Annotated in this window: 23 protein-coding genes; 18 read left to right on the top strand and 5 right to left on the bottom strand. The window is 43.5% G+C overall.

Translation table 11 applies throughout. The annotated features are described in order from the left end of the window. The first annotated feature begins 118 nt into the window (after positions 1-118). The 16 genes from djlA (at position 119) to GPUN_RS10015 (ending at position 16,043) form a co-directional block, all read left to right on the top strand. The gene (gene djlA, locus GPUN_RS10090; protein ID WP_006006313.1) at positions 119-973 is read left to right on the top strand and encodes a co-chaperone DjlA; all 855 of its coding nucleotides are present in this window, start codon (positions 119-121) and stop codon (positions 971-973) included. Between the two features lie 281 nt (positions 974-1,254). Next, positions 1,255-2,208, top strand: coding sequence for a site-specific tyrosine recombinase XerD (gene xerD, locus GPUN_RS10085; RefSeq protein ID WP_006006311.1), 954 nt, complete (start codon positions 1,255-1,257; stop codon positions 2,206-2,208). Between the two features lie 212 nt (positions 2,209-2,420). Further along, complete coding sequence (dsbC, locus tag GPUN_RS10080; RefSeq protein ID WP_006006309.1) at positions 2,421-3,149, top strand: bifunctional protein-disulfide isomerase/oxidoreductase DsbC; 729 nt, start codon at positions 2,421-2,423, stop codon at positions 3,147-3,149. 158 nt (positions 3,150-3,307) lie between these two features. Continuing rightward, entirely contained in the window at positions 3,308-5,017 is a 1,710-nt protein-coding gene (recJ, locus tag GPUN_RS10075; protein ID WP_040520927.1) for a single-stranded-DNA-specific exonuclease RecJ, read from the top strand. A gap of 5 nt (positions 5,018-5,022) precedes the next feature. Then, the gene (gene recO, locus GPUN_RS10070; RefSeq protein WP_006006305.1) at positions 5,023-5,742 is read left to right on the top strand and encodes a DNA repair protein RecO; all 720 of its coding nucleotides are present in this window, start codon (positions 5,023-5,025) and stop codon (positions 5,740-5,742) included. Positions 5,743-5,868: 126 nt separating this feature from the next. Then, entirely contained in the window at positions 5,869-6,648 is a 780-nt protein-coding gene (gene pdxJ / locus GPUN_RS10065) for a pyridoxine 5'-phosphate synthase (RefSeq protein WP_006006303.1), read from the top strand. Between the two features lie 11 nt (positions 6,649-6,659). After that, positions 6,660-7,043, top strand: a complete 384-nt coding sequence (acpS, locus tag GPUN_RS10060) for a holo-ACP synthase (protein ID WP_006006301.1) — start codon at positions 6,660-6,662, stop codon at positions 7,041-7,043. 86 nt (positions 7,044-7,129) lie between these two features. Then, positions 7,130-8,551 (top strand): 23S rRNA (uracil(1939)-C(5))-methyltransferase RlmD, encoded by a 1,422-nt coding sequence (gene rlmD / locus GPUN_RS10055; RefSeq protein ID WP_006006297.1) that lies wholly within the window; start codon positions 7,130-7,132, stop codon positions 8,549-8,551. A 125-nt stretch (positions 8,552-8,676) separates the two neighbouring features. Next, positions 8,677-10,827: a GTP diphosphokinase gene (gene relA / locus GPUN_RS10050; protein WP_006006296.1), complete on the top strand. Its 2,151-nt coding sequence runs from the start codon at positions 8,677-8,679 to the stop codon at positions 10,825-10,827. A gap of 184 nt (positions 10,828-11,011) precedes the next feature. Continuing rightward, the gene (gene rplM, locus GPUN_RS10045; RefSeq protein WP_006006294.1) at positions 11,012-11,440 is read left to right on the top strand and encodes a 50S ribosomal protein L13; all 429 of its coding nucleotides are present in this window, start codon (positions 11,012-11,014) and stop codon (positions 11,438-11,440) included. A 10-nt stretch (positions 11,441-11,450) separates the two neighbouring features. Continuing rightward, a complete protein-coding gene (rpsI, locus tag GPUN_RS10040) occupies positions 11,451-11,843 on the top strand; it encodes a 30S ribosomal protein S9 (protein ID WP_006006292.1) in 393 nt (130 codons plus the stop codon). Positions 11,844-12,174: 331 nt separating this feature from the next. Then, positions 12,175-12,828 (top strand): ubiquinol-cytochrome c reductase iron-sulfur subunit, encoded by a 654-nt coding sequence (gene petA / locus GPUN_RS10035; RefSeq protein ID WP_006006289.1) that lies wholly within the window; start codon positions 12,175-12,177, stop codon positions 12,826-12,828. Beyond that, entirely contained in the window at positions 12,828-14,093 is a 1,266-nt protein-coding gene (locus tag GPUN_RS10030) for a cytochrome b (protein WP_006006287.1), read from the top strand. Before petA ends, GPUN_RS10030 begins: the two co-directional genes overlap by 1 nt. Beyond that, entirely contained in the window at positions 14,090-14,821 is a 732-nt protein-coding gene (locus GPUN_RS10025) for a cytochrome c1 (RefSeq protein ID WP_006006285.1), read from the top strand. The genes GPUN_RS10030 and GPUN_RS10025 overlap by 4 nt, the downstream gene beginning before the upstream one ends. A 127-nt stretch (positions 14,822-14,948) precedes the next feature. Then, on the top strand, positions 14,949-15,581 hold the full coding sequence (sspA, locus tag GPUN_RS10020; protein WP_006006282.1) for a stringent starvation protein SspA: 633 nt from the start codon (positions 14,949-14,951) through the stop codon (positions 15,579-15,581). Between the two features lie 75 nt (positions 15,582-15,656). After that, on the top strand, positions 15,657-16,043 hold the full coding sequence (locus GPUN_RS10015; protein ID WP_040520922.1) for a ClpXP protease specificity-enhancing factor: 387 nt from the start codon (positions 15,657-15,659) through the stop codon (positions 16,041-16,043). A 3-nt stretch (positions 16,044-16,046) separates the two neighbouring features. On the opposite strand, the gene GPUN_RS10010 is transcribed toward GPUN_RS10015, so the two are convergent. The 4 genes from GPUN_RS10010 to GPUN_RS09995 all read right to left on the bottom strand — a co-directional run bounded on the left by GPUN_RS10010 (position 16,047) and on the right by GPUN_RS09995 (position 19,717). After that, complete coding sequence (locus GPUN_RS10010) at positions 16,047-16,628, bottom strand: BON domain-containing protein (RefSeq protein WP_006006279.1); 582 nt, start codon at positions 16,626-16,628, stop codon at positions 16,047-16,049. A 4-nt stretch (positions 16,629-16,632) separates the two neighbouring features. Then, positions 16,633-17,226 carry a phosphoheptose isomerase gene (locus tag GPUN_RS10005; RefSeq protein WP_040520925.1) on the bottom strand — a complete coding sequence of 198 codons (594 nt, stop codon included), beginning with the start codon at positions 17,224-17,226 and terminating at the stop codon, positions 16,633-16,635. 107 nt (positions 17,227-17,333) lie between these two features. After that, a complete protein-coding gene (locus GPUN_RS10000) occupies positions 17,334-17,696 on the bottom strand; it encodes a YraN family protein (RefSeq protein WP_006006275.1) in 363 nt (120 codons plus the stop codon). 59 nt (positions 17,697-17,755) lie between these two features. After that, complete coding sequence (locus tag GPUN_RS09995) at positions 17,756-19,717, bottom strand: penicillin-binding protein activator (protein WP_006006274.1); 1,962 nt, start codon at positions 19,715-19,717, stop codon at positions 17,756-17,758. Positions 19,718-19,853: 136 nt separating this feature from the next. Here GPUN_RS09995 and rsmI point away from each other — a divergent pair, with 136 nt between their 5' ends. After that, positions 19,854-20,696: a 16S rRNA (cytidine(1402)-2'-O)-methyltransferase gene (rsmI, locus tag GPUN_RS09990; protein WP_006006272.1), complete on the top strand. Its 843-nt coding sequence runs from the start codon at positions 19,854-19,856 to the stop codon at positions 20,694-20,696. Between the two features lie 16 nt (positions 20,697-20,712). On the opposite strand, the gene argR is transcribed toward rsmI, so the two are convergent. After that, the gene (gene argR / locus GPUN_RS09985) at positions 20,713-21,177 is read right to left on the bottom strand and encodes a transcriptional regulator ArgR (RefSeq protein ID WP_040520921.1); all 465 of its coding nucleotides are present in this window, start codon (positions 21,175-21,177) and stop codon (positions 20,713-20,715) included. A 181-nt stretch (positions 21,178-21,358) separates the two neighbouring features. Between argR and GPUN_RS09980 the strand changes: the two genes are divergently transcribed. Further along, a partial coding sequence (locus tag GPUN_RS09980) for a lactate/malate family dehydrogenase (protein ID WP_040520920.1) occupies positions 21,359-21,853 on the top strand: 495 nt, incomplete at its 3' end.

The following is a 21,853-nucleotide window of genomic DNA, read 5'->3' as shown; positions in this document are numbered from 1 at the left end:
TTTCCACGGTGAATACTTTAATTTAGGCACCTTGAACCTTACACTAATCACGCTGCTTTATTTTTGCAGTGTTACCAGCGCGGAGCATGTCACCATGTTCACGCTCACACGGGGAACTATGAATATTTACGGTAAAATAATAGGTGCGCTGTTAGGACTTATATTTTTAAAGTGGCCAGGCCTTGTGCTTGGTTTATTTGTCGGGCATATGTTTGATATAGGCTATGGGAAAGATTTCTCTAAACGCGGCAGGTTCGCGCAATTTTTTTCATCGCAAGATGGGATCCAGCGTCAATCCGTTTTTTTTCACGCCCTCTTCTCAGCCCTAGGTCACGTGTGTAAGGCCGATGGCAAAGTTACCCCTGACGAAATAGCAGTAGCCTCTGCACTTATGGACAATATGAAGCTAAACGGTGATACTCGCCAAGCAGCTCAGCATGCATTTCGAGATGGTAAGGCTAAAGACTTTGCGTTAGCGCCTATGCTCGATGAATTCAAAAAGCACTGTGGCGGGCGTCGTGATGTCTTGCAAATGTTTTTAGAAATATTGATAAGCGCTTCATGCGCCGATGGGCGAATAACGCCGCCAGAGTTAGAGGTGCTTGAGAAAGTCGCGCGCAGCCTGCATTTTTCTCGTCAAGACCTGCATTTTTTGATCAGTACGTACGAAGCGGGTCAGCGCTTTAGGCAGCGCGGCGCGCACAATAGCCAGCAGCATGGCGGCTCTCATCAAAGTCACAGCACTTACTCTTCAAGTCATTCTTTGCAAGATGCCTATCGCATTTTGGGCGTAGCCCAGACTGATGATGACAAAGCGATTAAACGTGCTTATAAAAAACAAATGACTCTGCACCATCCCGACAAATTGAGTGCCAAAGGCTTACCTGCAGAAGCGCTTGAGTTGGCTAAGGGTAAAGCGCAAGATATTCAAGCGGCCTATGAGCTGATTAAAGAAACACGCGGCATGAAATAGTCGTGTATTTATAAAATATGTGTACGGTTAGTGTCAATACCAGAAAAGTACTATTGTGGCTGGCAAAATGTAAGCTTGGTACTATCGGAGTATTGCTAGGGTATAACCAAGGTATAACCAAGGTATAACCAAGGTATAGCCAAGGTATAACCAAGGTATAACCAAGGTATAACCAAGGTATAACCAAGGTATAACCAAGGTATAACCAAGGTATAGCAAAGGTATAATCACGGATATGGTAGAGCCAACGGCCACCATAAGGGTAAACGTAACGGCAAAATATGGCAGAAAATATAGTAGGAAAGGCCTTCAACCAGCAGCTAGCGAAAACTACGTTATCGCTTGAAAATGAAGAGTTAATCGAAGATTTCATCAACATGCTGTGGGTCGAAAAAGGCCTTAGCAATAACACCGTGAGCGCGTATAAAAGCGACTTAAATAAATGGGCGTTGTTTTTACAGCGTTACTTTGACAAGCTGTCGCTGCTAGATGCCACCGAATCACACGTGCAGGCGTACTTAGCAGTTAGGGTCGAGCAATCATTTAGCCAGCGCTCAACGGCTAGGTTGCTCAGCTCCAGTCGCGCATTTTACGTCGATTTAGTCGCCACTAAAAAACGCCAAACAAATCCTGTTAGTGCCATTAAAAATCCTAAGCTACCGCAATATTTACCAGGCACTTTGTCTGAAAAGCAGGTAGAGAGTTTGCTGGATGCGCCTAATATAAGCGAGCCCATTCAAATGCGTGACAAGGCAATGCTAGAACTATTGTACGCAACGGGCATAAGGGTCAGTGAATTAGTTAATCTGCAAATGCATGAGATTGGTCTACAGCAAGGCGTTATTAGAGTCACTGGAAAAGGGGGCAAAGAGCGCTTAGTGCCCATGGGTGAAGAAGCGCTATCAAGCTTAGAGTACTATATAAAGTTTGCACGACCTGAGTTATTAAAGAGGCCAATTAGTGCGGTATTTCCAAGCAAGCGAGGGCAGTTAATGACTCGGCAGACCTTCTGGCACCGGATTAAACATTATGCAGCTGTAGCGGGCATTGGCACTACACTTTCTCCGCATACATTACGGCATGCTTTTGCGACTCATCTGCTTAATCACGGCGCCGATTTAAGAGTTGTACAAATGTTGCTAGGACATTCTGATTTATCAACTACTCAAATTTACACCCATGTAGCCACTCAGAGGCTGCAATCTTTGGTGAAAAATCACCATCCTCGAGGATAACATTGTGCCTGCTAGACAGTTTCTATAATATAATACCATGTATAATGCCGATAGTGACATGAAGAACATGCTCGGCGATGTTTTTTGGCTTAAAACAATCATGGAAGCTACAAGATTGTATTAACAGGCCGTAAAAAAAGTGTAAATAATTGAAGTAGTTTAACTTGTTTACGTGTCTACTCTTATAACTTATTTGTTTTGGAATCAATTTAATGAAATTAATCCGTTTGCTAGCCAGTGCTAGCACATTTGTTATGGTCACTGCATTGGCTACGACCAATGCGTTTGCGCAAAACAGCGACAAGGCTATAACAGCATCTCTTTCTCAAAAACTGAATTTAGATATCATTTCAATCGCAGACTCGCCAGTGCCAGGATTAAAGCAGGTGTTTACTAACCGCGGATTGTTTTACGTTAGCGACAACGGCGAGTTCTTTTTGCAAGCGCGCGTATATAATATAACGCAAGGCGTTGAAGATGAAACCGAAAACGCGCTGAAAAGCGTTCGGCTAGAAGGCGTTGAGCGTTTTAAAGATTCGGCGATTGAATTTAAAGCCGACAAAGAAAAATATGTAATTAATGTGTTTACTGACACTACATGCGGCTATTGTCGAAAACTTCATAATGAAATGGACCAGCTCAACGATTTAGGGATCACTGTGCGTTACCTGGCTTGGCCACGTGCGGGCATAAACAGCAAGGTATATGACGACACTGTTTCTATTTGGTGTTCGCAAGATCCGCATCAAGCCATCACCGATGCTAAAGCGGGCAAGCCAGTGAATGACGCAAAATGTAAAAACCAAGTGGCTGAGCAGTTTAAATTTGGTCAACAGATTGGCGTTAGCGGCACTCCCAACATTATTATGCCTGATGGTTCGGTTGTACCGGGTTATCAACCCGCACAAGCCTTAGCATTAGCGCTTAAAGATTTGAGCTAAAGCTTTGAGCTAGAGCACAAGCTACATGAGGAAGTAATGTAGTGCAAAACACTATTAGCTTTAGTATGCATATTGCATTTACGTAGCACAGTTTTTACAATTGCGGCTATACTATGCATTAACACCCTCTTGTAATTAAGGAAAACTCTGTGCACATTATGCGACGTGAGGCGATTAATGCAGCGCCTTTAGGTGGAAAACACACCGACATTATTGACAAAGTTTTGCGTAATCGGGGTATTCAATCTCAAAGCGAGTTGAGTGTGCAAGGTAAACACCTGCTGCATTACAATAAATTAAAAGATATTGAAAAAGCAGCTAATTTACTGGCTGATGCCGTGGTTAATCATCAACAAGTGTTCATTGTTGGTGACTTTGATGCTGATGGCGCTACGAGCACAGCGCTGTGTATCCTAGCATTTCGCAAAATGGGCCTGTTGAACGTCCAGTACATAGTGCCCAATCGTTTCGACTACGGCTACGGATTAAGCCCGCCGGTGGTTGATTTAGCTTATCAAGCGGGCGCTAAGGTGCTGGTGACAGTCGACAACGGCATCTCAAGTATTGAAGGGGTAAAGCATGCAAAGTCACTTGGCATGACGGTGGTGGTAACCGATCACCATCTACCCTCAGACGTGTTGCCCATTGCCGATGCTATTGTAAATCCTAATCAAACCTTGTGTGAATTTGAATCGAAAAACCTCGCGGGTGTTGGCGTTGCATTTTATGTGATGTCAGCCACTAAAAATGTGCTGGTAGAGCGTGGGTATTTTACACAACAGCAAATACCAGTCCCAAACATGGCCAATTTTCTTGATATAGTGGCGGTTGGCACCGTTGCCGATGTGGTTGTGCTAGATAAAAACAACCGTATTTTGGTCCATCAAGGCATTCAGCGTATAAGAAGCGGCAAAACAAGGCCTGGCATACTGGCCTTGTTGAACATAAGCGGGCGTGATTATAGTAAGTGCTGTACCACCGATATTGGTTTCGTTATTGGTCCCCGCTTAAATGCTGCCGGGCGCTTAGAAGATATGTCACATGGTATAGAATGCCTGCTGTGTGAATGCATAAATGAAGCAGCCACTCTAGCTTTGGCGCTTGACGCCTTAAATCAGTCGCGCAGAGAAATAGAGCAGTCGATGAAAGATAAAGCCGAGTTGGCCTTGGCAACACTTTCTCTTGATGCCAAAAATATGCCCGCTGCACTGGTGCTCTATAACGAAGATTATCACCAAGGCGTAGTAGGTATTGTGGCTGGAAGAATGAAGGAGCGTTACTACCGGCCCACTATTGTATTTGCCAACGACAATGAGCACACATTAAAGGGCTCGGCGCGATCTATTCAAGGTGTGCATATTCGCGATGTATTAGCCAGAGTTGACTCATTGCAGCCTGGGCTTATACATAAGTTTGGCGGTCACGCCATGGCTGCTGGTCTGTCGATAGCCAAAGTTGACTTGCCGTTGTTTCAAACCGTATTAATACAAGTCGTGAGTAACCTTACGCAAAACCTTCCTAAAGAAGCTATCATATACTCCGACGGCGAGCTGAGTGAGCAGCAGCTCACCTTAGAAAACGCACATGAACTTAAGTATTCAATGCCTTGGGGTCAAGGTTTTGAGGAGCCTCAATTTGACGGTGTCTTTACTCTGGTTAATCAACGTATTGTAGGTAAAAATCATTTAAAAATGACCTTAGCGCAAAATCAAGTTTACATAGATGCTATCGCGTTTAATGTAGATATCCAAGCATGGCCAAATCATAAAGTGAACGAAGTGAAAATGGCCTACAAACTAGATATAAACGAATTTAGAGGCCAAACCACCCTGCAGCTGATGGTAAGTGACTTAGTGGCCGTAGAATAACTAAGATGCATAATCGTCAACTCCTAAGTGGCTATGTACTGCATAAGCGTCCTTATCGAGAAACCAGCCTGCTGGTGGATTTTTTTTCATTAGAATACGGGCGTGTTAGCGCAGTAGCCAAGGGCGCTAGGGGCAATTCAAAATCAGATCGTAAGAGCTTATTACAGCCATTTCAAAAACTAGAATTTGAACTAATAGGCCGTTCTCAGCTAAAAAATTTAGGCCGCGTTGAGGCTTTACAAGGCGCGGTTAAGGTAAGGCAAAGTGGACTCTACTGCGGTTTTTATATCAACGAAATTTTGAGTCGAGCGCTTCAGCAAGAAGAGCCTGTAGAGGAAGTGTTTACTCACTATGAAAAAACCTTAGACCTCATTGCCAACGTTGATAATAATGCACTTGGTGAGTTTGAACCGATTTTAAGAGAGTTTGAATTTACCTTGTTATTAGCGCTAGGGTATTTACCTGACTTTTCTGTTGATGCACAAAGCGGTGCAGATATAAATGAAAACGCATTGTATAGCTTTAATCCTCAAATCGGTTTTAGCCCTTGTGGTGAAGATCAGAAACGCGCTATTAAAGGTGAATATATTCGTGCAATTGCCAACGGTAACTATGGCGATAAAAGTCAACCGCATATAAAGCAGATAGCAAAATTTATTTGCCGAACCGCACTCGTCGAGGTGATTGGTCCTAAGCCTATTAAAAGTCGGGAACTGTTTAGGTGAAGAGCTTTACATTATTGTGGTAATCATCCGCGCCCTGTGCTTTGTTTGGGCATCCTAAAGCTGATATAATTTACGTTCATCAAGTAACACAAGTACTCGCCACATTACTATTAGGAATATTCGCTTATGAATCCAATTTTGTTAGGTGTCAATATAGACCACATTGCTACACTGCGAAATGCTCGCGGTACCGATTATCCAAACCCTGTGCACGCCGCTGATATTGCGGAGCGAGCAGGCGCCGACGGCATTACTATACATCTACGCGAAGACCGCAGGCACATTGTCGATAAAGACGTATACACTTTAAAAGAAACGCTCAACACGCGCATGAACTTAGAAATGGCATTGACCAAAGAAATGTTAGCAATTGCCGCAAAGGTGCTCCCAGAGTTTTGTTGTTTGGTACCAGAAAAACGGGAAGAACTGACCACTGAAGGTGGTCTTGATGTGGCGGGTAATTTATCCAAAATGAAAGATGCTTGTCAGCAACTAAGTGAACAAGGCACACTAGCTTCTTTATTTATTGATGCTGATCAAGCGCAAATTGAGGCAGCATTTGAAGCCGGTGCGCCCTATATTGAAATTCACACGGGGCAGTACTCTGACGCAAAAACAGAAAACGAAGCTAGTCACGAACTCGCCAAGCTTATTCAAGGCATACAGTATGCAGATCGCTTGGGGTTAAAAGTAAACGCAGGGCATGGTCTGCATTATCATAACGTGCAGGCAATTGCCGCCATTCCTGAACTTGTTGAGCTTAATATTGGACACGCTATCATCGCTAGGGCGGCATTTGATGGTTTAGGCAAAGCGGTGGCAGACATGCGCAATATAATGATCCAAGCACGCTTACAGGCGACTCAAACGATGCTGTTACAAGCTTCGCTGCATCGAAGCGCGTAGGTCACGCAGCGATGTTATTTGGAATTGGCACCGATATTGTTGAAATTGCGCGTATCCAAAAAGCTTTGAATGCGACTCAGCGTTTTGCGTTGCGGATACTAACTGAAGCTGAGATGACTCAGTATAGTGCAAGCAAATATCCTGAGCGCTATCTAGCCAAAAAGTTTGCCGCCAAAGAAGCGCTCGTTAAGGCGATGGGAGTGGGGATTGGCAACGGATACAGTTGGCAAATGATACAGATAGAACACAATGATATGGGCAAACCTTTTTTTGTCTTCAACGGCGCGATAGAGACGTTTATGGCTGCGCAAAACATTGTGAACTGCCAGCTGTCTATTTCAGACGAACAGCATTATGCAACGGCTATGGTAGTGCTGGAAGCCTCAGCAGAATAATGGTTTACGTGAGCAATAATGTAATTTTAACGTGATTTTTAACCGAAATTGTAAGCTCACAATCTGCACTAACAGAGGATACAGTCATGGCGACTTTTTTTACGCCCACACCCAAAAAGTCTAAAAGTCAGCGGAAAAATACAGTATTTGAGCTTACTATTGATGCTCACGATCACGCTGGTAATGGCCTTTGTTTATCATCAAGCCCCATTACCATTGTGTCTGACGCGCTAATTGGCGAGCGCTGCTTAGTATGGTTTAGCAAGCAAACTAAAAAGGTTAATTTTGCTGAGATCTCAAAAGTAGTAGAGCCTAGCCGCCTAAGGACGCTTCCCTTTTGTGAATATTATGAGCACTGCGGTGGCTGTAGTTTGCAGCATACAAACGCGAAGCACGGCTTAGCGTTGAAGCAAAAGGCCTTAAAAGACTACGTTACTAAACAACTAAAGCTAGAAAGAACATTTAGCAACAGCACCGCGTGGGAAATGCCCGTTCTGTCGGAAATAGACTATAACGAGAACCCAGTTAATACACGCTACAGAAGACGCGTTCGCTTGGCGCTTGACGCGCGCAATAAAGACAACATTAAAATAGGCTTTAGGGCGCGGCGCTCAGACGCTATCGTTGATATTCCAAAGTGCGCCATTGCTAGCAGCATGATAAACGACTGCTTACCCGCGCTGCGACAGGCACTGGTTCGTCTGCCTAGCATTCACAAAATAGGCCATATTGTGATTACCGAGGGAGAGACAGCACTGCAGGTAGCTTTATTTACTAGCCGCGACTTATGCAAAAAGAGCTACGCGAAATTATCGGCGCTAGCGCAAATGCTCACTATTGACATTGTGGTTAAATCCAAAGGCAACGACGATATTTGTATACACGTTAATAATGCAAGCGGCGAAATATCTGATAAGGCGCAAAAGCGTTTTTCAAACAGCGCTGTTGTTATTGAGGACATGCCTGGCGTTAAGCTTGGCATAGAAAGTGCGCATTTTTTGCAAATAAACAAGACGGTGAATCAAGGCCTGATTAAAAAAGTAAAGACTTGGCTTGCACCAGAAAAAAAACACACTTTGTACGATTTTTATTGCGGTAGCGGTAATTTTGCGCTTTGCCTCGCAAAATACGTAAACTCGGTGCAAGGTTTTGAAGGCGTTGCAGCAATGGTAAAGGTGGCGACGCTAAATGCAAGCGTTATGGCCGTCGATAATTGTCACTTTTCTTTAATGGACTTGTCTGCACTGCCCGATTTGGAAAAATTGAGTTTTGCTGAAAACGCAATAGCGATCCTTGATCCATCGCGCGAGGGAGCGCTTGAGCTTTGTCAGTTTTTAGCCAGCAAAGGCATTGAGAAAATAGTCTATGTGTCATGTAATCCAAACAGTTTTGCAAGAGATGCTCAATATTTACTGCCCTATTATGAATTAAGCAAAATAGCCACCTTAGACATGTTTCCTTTTACAAAGCATATAGAAGTAATGGCTTTGTTTACGCTACACAAGTAGATTGTGCGCACAAGTTGTTAATATAATTTGCAATTGAGTGCACAAATTTGTGTATAATTAATAACAAGATGAAAATAGAAATACATTAGGTAAAAGTGTGTTTTTACTAAGCGTCAAGGAAAGGTATGGTTTCGATTCGCAGTGTACATCAGTCCCAACGCCCAGAATTTGAAGTGTGGCTAAATGACCTCACCCTACCGTCAAAAACAAAGGACAAACTGCGCACTATTTTCGACGAGCCCGAACAGTTGCTAATGGGTCAAGAAATGGTCGAAATTCTGCAGCAGTTGCACATGGATGATGAAACCTTACAAACCGCACTGGTGTATCCTTACTGTGAAACAAACGCCCTAAACAGAGAAGAAATGCTTGAACGTTTTGGCGAGGGCATTACGAATTTGGTTGAAAGCGTGCGTAAAATGGAGGCCATCAATAGTCTGCAGTCTAAACGCCAGCAGTCTGACGCGGTTCAGGTTGATAAACTCAGAAGTATGCTGCTAACCATGGTTGAGGACGTGCGCGCCGTGGTCATTAAGATGGCTGAGCGCATTTGCACCCTACATAAAATAAAAAAAGAAGATGAGGAAACCCGCGTTTTGGTGGCTAAAGAGTGCGCAACTATCTATGCGCCATTGGCAAACAGGTTAGGTATTGGACAGCTTAAATGGGAACTTGAAGACTTATCCTTTCGGTATTTACACCCGCAAACTTATAAACGCACAGCCGCCATGCTGCAGGAAAAAAGGCTAGACAGGGAGCAGTACATAGAAGATTTTGTGGCTGACTTGCAGGCAATGTTAGATAAAGAGAATATTAAGGCAGAAGTGATAGGCCGGCCCAAGCATATTTATAGCATTCATAAGAAAATGCAAAATAAGCAGTTAGACTTTGATGAATTATTTGACATACGCGCTTTACGAATTATTGCCTCAAGACTTCAAGACTGTTATGCGGCCTTAGGTACAGTGCATGCAAAGTTTAAACATATTCCCAAAGAATTTGACGACTACATCGCTACCCCCAAATCCAATGGCTACCAGAGTATTCATACTGTAGTGATAGGACCACAAGGCAAGTCGATTGAAATTCAAATTAGAACAAAGCAAATGGATGACGACGCCGAGCTTGGTGTGGCAGCGCACTGGCGCTATAAAGAAGGCAGTTCGGGCAAGTCAGCCAGCGGTGATGATAGGGTAAGCTGGCTGCGTAAAATTTTACAGTGGCAAGATGAGCTGGCCGAATCGGGCAACTTGGTGGAAGAGCTGCGCAGCCAAGTGTTTGATGACCGCGTGTATGTATTCACCCCTAAAGGAGATGTAATTGATTTACCGCTTGGCTCAACGCCGCTAGATTTCGCCTATTATATTCATAGCAACGTGGGGCACCGCTGTATAGGCGCGAAAATAAGAGGGCGGATAGTGCCGTTTACCTACACCCTACAAAGTGGCGATCAGGTAGAGGTGTTAACAGGCAAGTCACTCTCTCCTAGTCGTGACTGGATGCATCCAGGGCTAGGCTATGTGCATTCAGGACGCGCACGTGCGACAATTCATTCGTATTTTAAGCAGCAAGACAAAGCAAAGCATATTGAGGCTGGTAAAGAGCTTCTAGAGCGTGAGCTACATAAAGTTAATGTGCTGGTAAAGCATGCCGCTGACGCTTGTAAAAAGTTTAATGTAAAGTCTCCTGAAGATTTATATGCATTGGTGGGTTCGGGAGACTTGCGGGTGATGACACTAGTTAATTATCTCGCACAAAAATTTGCACCGCCAAAGCCTGAAGCGCAAACCCCCGTCATTAAAACCCGCAAGGCAAAAGTGCGCAAAGGCCAAGAGCCGATCATTGCAGAGGGCGTTGGCAATTTAATGAGTCAAATGGCGAAATGCTGCCAACCTGTAGCGGGTGAAGCAATCTTAGGCTACATTACACAAGGTAAAGGGGTAAGTGTTCACAAGGAAGGCTGCGGGCAGTTGCAAAATCTGCTCAATCAGCATCCTGAGCGCGAAATTGAAGTGTCGTGGTTAGTTCAGCATCAAATCAGTTTTCAAACTGAGCTTGATATTTACTGTGACGATCGAAGCGGAATATTGCGCGATATAACCACCGTATTGGCAAACGAAAAAGTTAGCTTGTTAGGGGTCAACAGCATCAGCAATAAGCTTCGAGGTAGTGCTCATATAAAACTAAGCATTGAAGTAGCAGATGCCGACAACCTGATGAGAACGACAGAAAAGCTGCGCCAAATTAACGATGTAAGTGATGTGGTTCGTCCGTAAATCTAAAGCTAAAAGAAGGTTAAGTTTTACTAATTAGCAATTAAGGCTTCGCTTTTGCTATTAACTCTGTATAATTCGCGACCTGCCCAGCAGTGCCCGCCTTTGGGAAGGCGGATGATTAACCGGTTCGAAGGGGCCAACAGGTTGATAACGTTATTTTTTAAATTTTTTTGGGTGAAATTAAATGAAAACTTTTGTTGCAAAGCCAGAAAGCGTAGAGCGCGACTGGTATGTGGTAGACGCCGCAAACAAAACGTTAGGTCGCTTAGCGACTGAAATCGCAACTAGATTGCGTGGTAAACACAAGCCAGAGTATACTCCTCACGTAGATACTGGTGACTACATTGTTGTTGTTAACGCTGAGAAAATTACTGTTACTGGTAATAAAGCGAAAGGCAAAGTCTATTATACTCATACAGGGTATGTTGGTGGACTTAAAGAAACAACATTTGAAAAACTTCTCGCTAAAAACCCAGAGCAGGTTATTGAGCGTGCAGTTAAAGGTATGTTGCCGAAAGGACCACTAGGGCGAGCTATGTTCCGTAAACTGAAAGTTTTCGTCGGACCAGAGCACACGCATCAAGCACAACAGCCACAAACTTTGGATTTATAAGGAGCGCACCATGGCAGATACTCAATATTACGGTACAGGTCGTCGCAAGAGCTCAACAGCTCGTGTTTTCCTTCGTCCGGGTAACGGCACCATCACCATCAATCAACGTCCAATTGACGTTTTCTTTGGTCGTGAAACAGCACGCATGATTGTAAAGCAACCATTAGAATTAGTAGAGATGCTTGAGAAATTCGATTTGTATGTAACCGTTTCAGGCGGCGGCATTTCAGGTCAGGCAGGCGCCATACGTCACGGTATTACCCGTGCACTTATGGAGTATGATGAGACACTTCGTCCAGCACTTCGTAAAGCGGGCTTCGTAACACGCGATGCGCGTACTGTAGAGCGTAAGAAAGTGGGTTTACATAAAGCGCGCAAGCGTCCTCAGTTCTCAAAACGTTAATCGTTTTACAACGTATTGTTCAAAAACCCGGCTTGCCGGGTTTTTTTTGGTTATTATTGCAGTATTGGATTTATTCTTGCTAATTACGACCAAGGTTGAATAGTCATTATTTCGCATGTGTGCAAAATACTTGACTCAAAACAAATATAAACGTGCCTTTTGTGAAGTAAATCCTTGTGTTTACTAAGCGTTTTTTTTACCATATGCCATCAAAATTTGTTAGACATTTATCAATCGTTGCATAAGCTCAAGCTTTACGCACTATGAGCGATAACCTAAAGATAAGCAAGAGTAGGTTGAAAGACCTTTTCCAACACCCGGAGAACAGTTGATGAGTGAAGTATCAGTAGATGCTAATAAATCGGCACCAAATGACAATCCTAGCGCACGAAGCGCCGAGCCCGAATCTGACAACCCAAGACGTAAATTTCTTACTATTGCTACGTCCGTCATCGGTGCTGTAGGCGTTGCTGGAATAGCCGTACCGTTTTTATCCTATTGGCAGCCCAGTGACCGTGCAAAAGCGGCTGGTGCAGACGTTGAAGTAGATATAAGCGGTATACAGGTTGGCCAACTGATCCGCGTAATGTGGCGCAGTAAGCCTGTTTGGATTGTACGACGTTCACCCGAGTTAATAGCATCACTTGCCGCTGTGGAAAGCGAACTGCGCGATCCTAATTCAGAAGTTGAGCAACAGCCCGCTTATGCACAAAATCAGTACCGTTCTATTAAAGAAGAGTATTTGGTGTTGGTGGGCATATGTACTCATTTGGGTTGTTCGCCACAGCATTTGACCGACGGAGATTTCGCTGAGCATGCAGAAGGCGTTAGCGAAGGTTTTTTCTGTCCGTGTCACGGGTCTAAATTTGATATGGCTGGTAGGGTCTTTCAAGGCGTACCAGCGCCGTATAACCTAGTAGTTCCGCCTTATATGTTTGTTGACGACAATAATATTATAATTGGTTCTGATGAGGGAGCCGTATAATGACAACGTTATTAGCTTGGATTGAAGCACGTATTCCAATGATGCGCACTGCAAATGTGCATGCTATTCAGTACCCTGCGCCACGGAATATGAACTTTTGGTATGTGTTTGGCTTTTTAGCCACCATAATATTGGTGAACCAAATTATAACCGGTATTTGGTTAACGATGAATTATGAACCGTCTGCACAACGTGCCTTTGCGTCGGTTGAGTATATTATGCGCGAGGTCAACTACGGGTGGCTTATTCGCTACATGCATAGTACAGGTGCTACTGCTTTTTTTGTGGTGATATACTTGCATATGTTTCGCGGCATGATTTATGGTTCATATCAAAAGCCCCGGGAGTTACTCTGGGTATTTGGCATGCTAATTTATTTAGCCCTTATGGCAGAAGCGTTTATGGGTTATGTACTGCCATGGGGACAAATGTCGTATTGGGGTGCACAGGTCATCGTATCCTTGTTCAGCGCCATCCCCGTTATTGGGGGTCCGCTTGTAGAGTGGATTCAGGGCGACTACGTCATATCAGGGGCGACTTTGAATCGCTTCTTTGCGCTTCATGTTATTGCATTACCGCTTGTAATTGTTATTTTGGTGTTTTTACATATCATAGCGCTACATGAAGTGGGTTCAAACAACCCAGACGGCGTGGATGTAAAACACCCCAAAGGTAGCCTGCCTGAAAGCGAAAAAACATCCTATAAAATTCATGAACATTTTACTAATAGATATGACTATGCGGACGACGTGGTGCCATTCTTCCCACATATAGTGCTTAAAGACTTAGTTGCGTTTAGTATTTTCTTATTTATTTTTTGCTACATTATGTTTTTTGCGCCAGAACTTGGTGGAAAGGCACTTGAGCATCCTAACTTTGAAATTGCCAACCCGCTTAAGACGCCGGAACATATTTTCCCTGTATGGTATTTCACACCTTTCTACGCTATTTTGCAGGCAGTACCGCATAAATTATCGGGTGTACTAACAATGTTTGGCGCTATTGCGGTGTTGTTTGTTTTACCATGGCTTGACCGTGCTAATGTGCGCTCATGGCGCTACAGAAGCGGGCTACATACCGCTAATCTGCTTGTCTTTGCAGCTGTATTTATATTCTTGGGATATCTAGGCGGCACTCCTCAAGAACCTTGGAAGCTTATCGCGGCGCGTATAGCGACTATTATGTACTTCATGTTCTTTGTAATGTTATTTTTATATTCAAAACACGAGACAACTAAACCGGTACCCAAAAGGATCCCAAGATGAAAAGATGGATAGCATTACTGATATTGCTGCCTGGCTTGGCTGTAGCTGCGGGTTCTAAGGTTGCTTTGCAAGACCCTAATATCGATTTGACCGACAAAGCGTCTTTGCAGCGAGGTGCGCAAACTTTTATGAATTATTGTTTGGGTTGTCACCAAATGCAATACCAACGCTATCAGCGTATGTTCAATGATTTAGGCATTCCTGAAGATCTAGGGCAAAAGTATCTTCAATTTACCGGTGAGAGCGTATCCGATTATATGACCAATACCATGCCCGCAGAAGATTCTGCACAATGGTTTGGTGCGCCGCCGCCCGATTTAACATTAGTGGCGCGAGTGCGTGGCCCAGAGTGGTTGTATACTTATTTCAAGACATTTTATGTCGATGAAAGCAAGATATTTGGTGTTAACAATCTTGTGTTTCCAAATGTGGGTATGCCGCACGTCTTAGAACCCCTACAGGGCACACCTCGTTTAGCCTATGAAGAAAAAATGGTGGACGGTGAGTTAGTCATGCGTCCAGCAGGTCTGACTAACGATGGCAATGGGCGCTTGAGTGAAGATGAGTACAATGACACAATCCGCGACTTAGTTAACTTCCTCGAATACACCGGTGAGCCAACGCGTTTGAAGTCAGAGTCGATTGGTCGTGGTGTATTGATTTTCATTGTTATATTCTTTGTTTTCGCTCTGCTGTTGAAGAAAGAGTACTGGCGAAATGTCAAGTAATAGAGTATAGTTCCGCGGCTTTTTTCAAAAAGGGCTCTATGAATGATTAGTGCCCTTTTTTGTGCTTTAAATTATTATAACAATTCCTATTGCTCACCTTATGTGGCAATAAGGCTCGGAGGTTTTAATGGCTGTGGCCACTAGCAAACGTTCTATCATGACCATGTTTTCAGACAATATCGATATATACTCACATCAGGTGCGTATTGTCCTTGCTGAGAAGGGTGTTGGTGTTGAGATTATTTTTACAGATCCAAGTCAAATTAACGAAGAGTTACTTGAACTTAACCCCTACGGAACAGTACCTACACTTGTAGATCGTGAACTAGTTTTGTACAAGTCACATATTATCATGGAATATCTTGATGAGCGTTTCCCGCACCCACCGCTTATGCCTGTTTATCCGGTGTCACGTGGAAAAAGTCGCTTAATGATGCATAGAATTGAGCAAGATTGGTATTCATTAGCAGCTAAAGTGTTTCGTAAAGAAGATGGTGCCGCAGAAGCTAGAAAAGAACTTAGAGAAGCAATACTAAGTCTTGCTCCTATTTTTGCTGAAACAGATTATTTTATGAGCGAAGAATTTAGCCTAGTAGATTGCTATTTAGCTCCGCTGCTTTGGCGTTTACCCGCCCTAAACATAGAGCTCGATGGCCAAGGCAGCCGACAAGTTGTCGCTTATATGAAGCGCATTTTCGAACGTGGTTCATTTAAAGCATCATTGACTGATCAAGAACGCGAGATACATAATCCTCTTTAATACCTTAGAGCCTTGCTGCTGTTATATTTACAGCAGCGTTTCCCCCTTAAGACTGAGTGACGCCTCGTGCAAGAGATGACCCCTAATCAACCTTATTTATTACGCGCCTTTTACGATTGGATAATTGACAATGGTCTCACGCCCTACATGGTGGTCGACATAAACTTTCCACATGTCCAAGTACCCACTCAGTTCGTAAACGACGGTCAAATTGTTTTAAATGTTTCTCCTAGCGCGTGTGTTGGTTTTAAGATGGATGCAGAGTGGGTAGAATTTCAAGCTCGTTTTTCTGGCAAGCCCATGACGGTATCCTTTCCGTGCTGTGCTGTAGGCGCTATATACGCTAAAGAGAATGGCGCAGGAAGTGTGTTTACGGTGCCTGAGACCGATCCACCACAGCAGCCGAAAAAGAATGAGCCTGACAAGCCGACGAAGAAACCTGGCTTGCGAATAGTCAAATAGCGCCTAGTCTATAAGCTCCATTACTCTAATAACTTTAGTCACTCCATCTACATTTCTTACTAGCTCAACGGTAGCAGTGGCTTCTTGCTTGGTAAGCTGGCCCATTATAAATACTTCGCTATCTTCCACTATTAAATCCATTTTGAGCATAGGCACTCTGCTGTCAGTGCTCATTACGGTGCGAATTTTAGTGCTTAGCCAAACGTCGTTAATGGTAGACCCTGCCGGAATAGGTGCGCCCAGCCTTATTTGATTGTGTATTTTAGACACTTGGTTAACTGTCTGTGTCACCCTAGTGACTTCAGATATAAGTACTTGAGATACAGCCTGGCCTGTTAATAAAACTTGGCTATTGTAAACGTGCACGCTGATGTCGGCATCTTTTTCAAGGTTAGGTATTTTGTTGATTGCCGTATTTATACGTGCGGTCATTGTTTTGTCATCAATCTGGGTGCCTAGAGTACGTCTGTCAGAATTACTTACCGCTGCCGTTCCTGCGGCTCCCACCGCTACTGCTGACACACATCCTGATAACTGGCTTACACCGACCCCTAAAATTACGGTCAAAGCGATCTTTTTATACATTTGATTAGTCTCCACTGTCGATTGGGAAAAGCGCACTGTCGATGGATTCACATAAGCTGTGAATGACCAAAAGATGCACTTCTTGAATGCGAGCAGTGCGAGAGGACGGAACTCGAATTTCGACGTCATTTTCACTTATAAACCCTGTCATTTCTCCGCCGTCTTTGCCTGTTAGTGCCACTATTGTCATATCGCGCGTAAGCGCTGCCTGCATTGCATTAATGACGTTAGCTGAATTACCGCTGGTAGAGATAGCCAGCAAAATATCACCGGCTTGCCCTAATGCTTTAACCTGTTTTGAAAAAACTTCATCAACAGAAGAATCGTTCGCTATTGAGGTAATGGTTGAGCTGTCTGTAGTGAGCGCAATTGCCGGTAAAGAGGGTCTATTGCGTTCATACCGATTAAGCAGCGAAGATGAAAAGTGCTGCGCTTGAGCAGCTGAACCACCGTTTCCGCAAGACAAAATTTTGTTGCCGTTAATGAGTGCTTCAATCATCATTTGTGCTGCTTTTTGTATTGGCTCAGGAAGTGCTTCAGCCGCGGCTATCTTGGTTTGAATGCTTTGTGTGAAGCTTTTCTTGATATTGTCTAACATTTTGCAAAATGCTCCTATGCGCATAGTTTGTGCGCGCAAATACTTTATTATTATATGGCGCATCGATGAACAGCCTAGCATCAACAGACTTAGGCAGATGACCGGTATTATACGCTATCTAACCATGTAAGTTTCGTATCATCAATGGCTATTACATCTATACGCAAACTGGTATGGTGAATGTTCAAATTACGCTGCTGCAAGAAGCACATAATAGCTTTATTCATTTTACTCCTTTTTGAAGCGGTGAAGTACTCCGCAGCATGCCCGCGAATGCTACTGCCGCGATATTTGACTTCAACAAACACCCATTGTTGCATATCTTTAAAAATTAAATCGATTTCACCTTGAGGCACGCGAAAGTTTTGCATAATAAACCTAAGCCCTTGAGATTCTAGGTAATGCTTAGCCTTGCTTTCTGCTACTTGGCCAGCTCTTTTACCCTGATCATGTTTAGTGTCACTTTGCATATTCACTCACTCTAGTGCGATAGGCCTTAGCAATATCTAAGGGCTATCGCAAACATGGCCTATTGAGAGCCTAGCTCATTGATGGACAGCCAAGTAAGTTCGCGTGTTAATTGCTGAGAACTGTTTATTGACAAATCTCCGCTTAAGCCTTTAATTGCAAGATGTTCAAAGGTACTAAGTTGAGCTAAGTTGCCAACGACTGAAAGCGCGTCATAACCAAAGGCAAAAAGCCGTAAAAATGTACTGGGTGGTTTATTGAACAAGGCATCTATTGAGGCTGAAAGGGGGTCGCCACGCTGTATTGATAATAGCCACGGCATGTCTACAAAAATCAAGTTACGCAGGTCGCGCTGACTATTTTTACTTTGCTTGTGGTCGTAGCCGTAAGAAGCAGCAAATACCGGAATTTGTTCATTGGTAAATAGGCTAATACTGCTCTCTATAATAGGATTTATAAGCTCTAAATCATTTGGACGAGCGAATACTACAAATGCGTCTACGTCTCTTCTGTTTCTAGTAACGCTGTGTACACGTTCTTGATGCAAGTTGGAAAGTTGCTTAATGCGCCTTTGACTTTGCAATACGTCAAGCGCTGAGGTAATACCTACCCGCATACTGTTATTGTCTGTATAACTAATTTGTTGTAGTGCTTGTACTTGGCCGTTTTTACTTAACTCGCCAGTTGCCTTCCAAGCCGCAATGAAGGCATTGTTCATGCGTTTAGCTGTTGCAGAACTGTCGTCTATGACCACAGGGTTGCGTATAGTACGTGTGCGCATTAGCGCCACGATCTGCTGTGCTTCTTCTTCAGGTGAGAGTGAAAACGCCGCCAAAAGACCTTCCCCGTCTTTTGTGCGTGGCTGGGTTTGGTTAAGCACTAGCTGTCGTTGGGGAACTAAATTAAGCGCATTAATTTCGTCGATATGACTGCGTAAGAGCGGACCAATAATGGTGTCGTAGGGCACTAAAGACTCTGCAGTAATATCAGTATTTAAAGTGTTTAGTGAACCCGTATCGATAAATTCAATTGTGGATTGAATCACACGTTTACTTTTCTTAGCAGAGGCTAATTTGTGATAGTAAGCACTCAGTATTCCCTGCTGTATGGCTTCTCCTTGTGCCGATAAACGCCCGCTTAACGGCAACAATACTGCTATGTTCTGGTTTTGGCGATGCTCGATGCTTAAATACTGTTGTATTTGTGTTGGTAAATTACTTACTATCATCAAGTTCGTACGAGTAGATAACCATTGTTTTATCGACGCTTGACGAGCGTTATCGTCTAGGCTGGCATCTTCTACAATGTTGAGAAACACAATATATTCGCTAAGCGTTGGATATGTTGCCGCAAGTTGCGCTCGCGCGTCTTGGTCAAGCAATGAAAACCATTCCCACGCTTTATTGTAAAAATGGGTCCGAAGCTTAGGGTGATCCACTAAATTATCGATAATATTTGCATTTAAAAGTTGATGCAAGGCGCTTGCGTATTGCTTATTTTGCGCAAGCAGACGAGCAGAAGCAATTTGCGCTCTAGTGGCAAAGTCTATAGTGTTTAAAGATGCGCTAAGGGGCACCTTTGCGCTATTTATGCCATTTTCGTTTGCTGTTTCTAACCATTTAATGACAAGGCTAAGTAAAGGCTGTTTATTAATTGAATCGCTTGTGTTACCAATTGAGTCTAGCGCGCATTCTGCTTTCAATAAATTACTTATAGCCACGTGCTGCGAATTATTAAGACTACCCTGTGTGTGCTTAATAACAATACTAACTGCGCGACAGTCATCCGCGCTTTTGTAATTATTCGCTAATATAAGCAAGGATAAATTGCGCTCATTTATATCTTTGCTGTTTGCGTAACGCGCCTCAATATTTTCCAAAGCTTTTTGTTCTTGTCCGCTCATATCAGTGTCAAAGGGCGGCTTTTTTTCAGGCTCAGATATTGGCTTTTGGTTTGGTGCAACACCGCAGCCAATTAAGAAAAACGAAATGCTGCAAGTGACAAAAAGTGTGCGTAAGTTCACGAGTATCCCAAAGATAATAAAGATTGACTTCGCTAGTCTACTTGGCTTAATAAAAATATCTAGCTGAATTCATGCAAACTGTACTTAAGTTTGTGTAAACTAGGCGTATTAGTTTTTTTATTTATAAGTGAAGAACGTGACTGGTATTTTGTATATTGTGCCTACGCCTATTGGCAACCTTGGTGATATGTCTAACCGGGCTATCGATATTTTGAATGAAGTCGACCTAATTGCCGCGGAAGATACGCGCCATTCTGGCCATTTACTGCAACATTTTTTGATTAAAACGCGTTCAATTAGCTTACACGATCATAACGAGGATCAGCGCACTCAACTATTAGTCAAAAAACTGCAAGCGGGAGAAAAAATAGCGCTTATTAGTGACGCTGGCACACCACTTATTAGCGATCCAGGCTACACCTTAGTTAGTACGTGTCGCTCCCTTGACATAAACGTAATAGCTTTACCTGGACCTTGCGCGCTTATTACCGCGCTAAGTGCCTCAGGCTTGCCGACCGACCGCTTTATGTACTTAGGGTTTTTGCCCGTTAAACAAAAAGCCAAAGCGCAGTCGCTCAAGTTTGCTAGTCTTGCGCACATGACCTGCATCTTTTATGAAGCACCACGTCGGGTTAAAGACACCATAGAAGTATGTGCACAAGTGCTGCCTGATAATCATCAAATTGTGCTTGCAAAAGAGCTGAGTAAACGTTTTGAAAGGTATATAAGTGGCAATGCAAAGGATGTTCTAGCGTGGTTAAACCAAGAGGATGCGCATCAAAAAGGAGAGTTTGTGCTAATGATTTATTGTAAAGCGATAGCGCAAGAAGAGCTTCCCGTGCAGGCAAAAGATCTTATGCACCAGCTCATAGCCTTGCTGCCGCCTAAATCGGCGGCAGCGGTGGTTAGCGAGCATTATAAATTGAACAAAAAATCGCTTTACCAATATGCACTTTCTTTGAAAAACATGCAGACATAAAGCAGGCTTTGTGTGCTTAAACACTATCAAATAAGTCTTGCACACGCTGCCTAAGCTCTTCAATTTTAGTAATGTCGGCAGGTGCTATAAAAATAGTGTCATCGCCTGCAATGGTGCCCAATACGCCATCGGTATGGCTCAATGAATCGAGTAAACGTGCGATTAACTGAGCGGCCCCAGGGCTGGTGCGAATAATCACCATTACGTTGTTATGCACAATATCTAACACTAGCTGCTTTAACGGGCTTTTTGCGGTGGGCATGCCCAGTTCAGGCGGCAGACAATAAACCATATCACCACGCGCATCTCGAGTTCGCACTGCGCCGAACTTGCTTAACATTCGCGACACTTTTGACTGACTAATATTATCAAAACCCAGTTTTTTTAGGGCCAGTACAATCTCGCCTTGTGATCCATAGCTCTCAGTTTTTAAAATTTCGCGGAAGGCTTTTATCAGTACATCTTGTTTACTGGTGCTCATAGGCAATAACATAGCTCGACATGTAGAATGCGTATATCTTGCAATAAGCCCACTATATAAGCAATTTTTGCGGTAAAAATGTTTATTTTGATATTTGATACCATAGTATCATTGAGCTTTGTGAGCATTTCGGCTAATCTTCGCGTTCTTTTTATCAACCTAGTTAACTGGAGATATCTCTATGAAAGTAGCCGTATTAGGCGCCGCAGGTGGAATTGGTCAGGCCTTGTCACTATTGTTAAAAATACAATTGCCTGCAGGCTCTGAATTATCATTATATGATGTTGCGCCGGTAGTTCCCGGTGTTGCAGTGGATTTAAGCCATATACCCACCGACGTCAAAGTAACTGGATTTGGTAAAGATGATCTAGCGACAGCATTAACAGGCTGCGACATTGTGCTGATCCCTGCAGGCGTTCCTAGAAAGCCAGGCATGGATCGTTCTGATCTGTTCAACATCAATGCAGGGATAGTTAAAAATCTAATAGAAGCCTGTGCAGACAACTGCCCAGATGCATGTATAGGCGTTATTACTAACCCTGTTAACACCACGGTAGCTATTGCCGCTGAAACGCTAAAAGCAAAGGGTGTTTACAACAAGAACAAGCTGTTTGGTATTACTACGCTTGATGTTATTCGTTCAGAAACCTTCATCGCAGAGCTTAAAGGCAAAAGT

It is taken from the genome of Glaciecola punicea ACAM 611, assembly GCF_000252165.1.
In the GTDB taxonomy this organism is placed as follows: Bacteria; Pseudomonadota; Gammaproteobacteria; order Enterobacterales; family Alteromonadaceae; genus Glaciecola; species Glaciecola punicea.
This window is presented reverse-complemented; position numbering and strand designations above follow the sequence as displayed.